This window comes from Mesorhizobium sp. M7A.F.Ca.US.002.01.1.1, assembly GCF_004022955.1.
Lineage (GTDB): Bacteria > Pseudomonadota > Alphaproteobacteria > Rhizobiales > Rhizobiaceae > Mesorhizobium > Mesorhizobium ciceri.
The window spans coordinates 1-2,381 of record NZ_RZQE01000692.1; the positions used below are offsets into that span (position 1 = coordinate 1).

Annotated in this window: 2 protein-coding genes; both read left to right on the plus strand. The window is 58.0% G+C overall.

What is annotated here, in order from left to right; all coding sequences use genetic code 11:
* Positions 1-163: 163 nt before the first annotated feature.
* Positions 164-616 carry a hypothetical protein gene (locus tag EN932_RS39290; protein WP_245460988.1) on the plus strand — a complete coding sequence of 151 codons (453 nt, stop codon included), beginning with the start codon at positions 164-166 and terminating at the stop codon, positions 614-616.
* 403 nt (positions 617-1,019) lie between these two features.
* The gene (locus EN932_RS34155; protein ID WP_024504929.1) at positions 1,020-1,202 is read left to right on the plus strand and encodes a hypothetical protein; all 183 of its coding nucleotides are present in this window, start codon (positions 1,020-1,022) and stop codon (positions 1,200-1,202) included.
* Positions 1,203-2,381: the final 1,179 nt, after the last annotated feature.

The window sequence follows — 2,381 nt, forward strand, 5'->3', positions numbered from 1 at the left end:
TGGTGCGCACCGCACTCCAGGATGCCGGTTCGATCGCAGCCCTTCTGATCACCGCCGAAGCGATGATTACCGACGTTCCGGCCAAGGATGCAGCACCTGCGGGTGGCGGCGGTGGCGGCATGGGCGGAATGGGATACTGAGGACCTGGCGCCAGGAGAAAGCCATGCGTGAACCGACACTGCTTCCGGTATTCCGCACGCTTGGGGTCAAGCCGCCGGTCGCCGTTGCGGCGACGCCGGCCAGATCCAGCAGCATGAAGAACGTGGTTGCCAGCATTCGGGAGGGGCTCGCTTCACAGGGCGAGCCTGGTTTCGAAGCTGGGCGTGGCCCTGTGGACAGTCGTTGTGCTGGCGGCAGTGTTTTTCATTGTGCACGCCTGAACCGCTCGGTGGCGGGCGAGAACCAAGAGGACTCGGAATATGGCAACCGCTACGCGCTTCGGATGGACCATCCGGACAGCTGGACCATTTTCGACGTCTTCACCGGCCAGCCCGCCGAGTCCGGCCACAAGGTCATGGTCGGAGTTAATGCTGGTGAAGCGGACGAGATGGTCAGACGGTTGAACGATCAGGACGCCAAGCGGCGGGACGAGGCCGACCCGACTGACCTGTGCTGACAAACCGGCAAGCTGCTGGAATGATTCGCTAACCAGCTGTGGGTGTGTACAGTCGCATTGTCGCCGGCCGGGACATCGGTACCGGCGCTTGAGAGCGACCATCGCTTTCCCGCCCCTCGATGGGAGCCGCATTATGGACAACGATCATTCGGCCGATACTATTTCAACTTTTGACTGCAATATTCTGCGCGACGCGTTCACAACTCGGTCATTGAAAAGCAGATCCCCGAGGATCAGTTGCAGGCCTACGCTGTGCTTTTGATCCGCGACTCGGCAACTCCGATTTTGGTTCAGCACTGCTGGCCTGGATCGTAAAGAGATTAACTTTGTCGCCGTGCCTAACTTGCCGGAGCGGACATCTGCTCGGCGCTCGCTTTCATTTTTGCCTGAAAGGATAATGAGCATGAGATACATGAAAACTCCGGACGCTCCGGTCGTAACGATGGAGCCAATCGTCGAGGCCGCAAAAGTCCTATCGAAGCGGCTGACGATCAGAAGCGACGAAGCCGCAAGGCGAAAGATCGCCGACACCGACGGCACGATGCGGCGGGCGCGCCAACTTGCGGAAAGCAATCGCCTGATTTGATGAATTGACGCCAACGTCCTGCCGCGGTTGACGCTTATTACGTCATGCGCGTCGGCACGTTACATCTATAACCATATTTCGCTCCAGGAGATATTGACCTCGCCAAGGCCGTCGGCGACTCGCATCGCGACATCATGCGGTGCTGCTGGCCAATCCATTCGCAGTCTTCTGGAGGTGGCCCCGGCGATGCATATCTTGAGCCTAAGACGCCCATTTCAATGCAAAATATGCGTCTTCTATCGGGCGACCGTGCAACCCCGTTTGAGGGCGGAGATTGGGGCGCGAAGCCGCCGTCCCACTCAGCAACAACCCCAACCATCAGTGGAATCGGTTGCCACTGAAATCGAAATTGAACTGCACTAATTCCCATACTCGAGTTTTGCGTATAGTTTGTTGACGGGGAGGACTTTATACGTGGGGGCGGCGCGCTTTCAACAGACAGCACGTCGCCATCTACGTCACTGGGGTCTATCCCGAAGACACGCAGGGTTCCCTCTCCGCCTGAAAAGTCTGCACTTTCGCCGCATGCGTTACCCAGCACCGCATCGACGAGCTGAGCGTTGGCGTGTCGTGGGCAACGCCCTCGAAGGAGCGGAGACGAACCACATATGGATCGACCGCGTCAGTCTCATTTTGAGGCGAAGCGGAATCACCGAATGATTCGTGTGAACAAGGAGCGACACTACCCCGTACTAGCGCCCCCTCATTCTTCGGGGGATAGATTCACCCACCAAATTCTGAGAATGCTGGCTTTTAGTAAACCGCGAGACTGATCTCACGGCCAACACAAACGGCAATCCCAACGCCAGCATCGCTAACAACCAGTCTGCTTTCGGCAGGAGGTTAAGTCGGACGGAATGACCGAGATGAAGGCGCATTGCTGCCGCTAGCTAGGATCCGCTACGAGGATGGGGAAGCACAAGCAGTGCGCTGGAAAGGCGTCAGGCTGTTCTTTCTATGCCTAGGAATGTGCGTATATTGTGCGTAAGAGAGAGGTCGGAGATTTGTAATGACCCACGCACAGCTGGCCCAATCGAAAGTGGTCTCAGGTTTTGTCGACAGCCTGCAGGAGCCGCGCACGCCTTATATCTCGCCGAAGCGCCTGTCGCAGGCGCTTGGCGTGAAGGTGGCCAACCTGGCGCAGTTGACCGGCGTCCACCGCAACACGCTGCGCAATCC

What these genes read in the sequence shown, in the direction of transcription:
- EN932_RS34155 (WP_024504929.1), top strand. Translation starts at nt 1,020, where the DNA reads ATGAGATACATGAAAACTCCGGACGCTCCGGTCGTAACGATGGAGCCA.
- EN932_RS39290 (WP_245460988.1), top strand. Translation starts at nt 164, where the DNA reads ATGCGTGAACCGACACTGCTTCCGGTATTCCGCACGCTTGGGGTCAAG.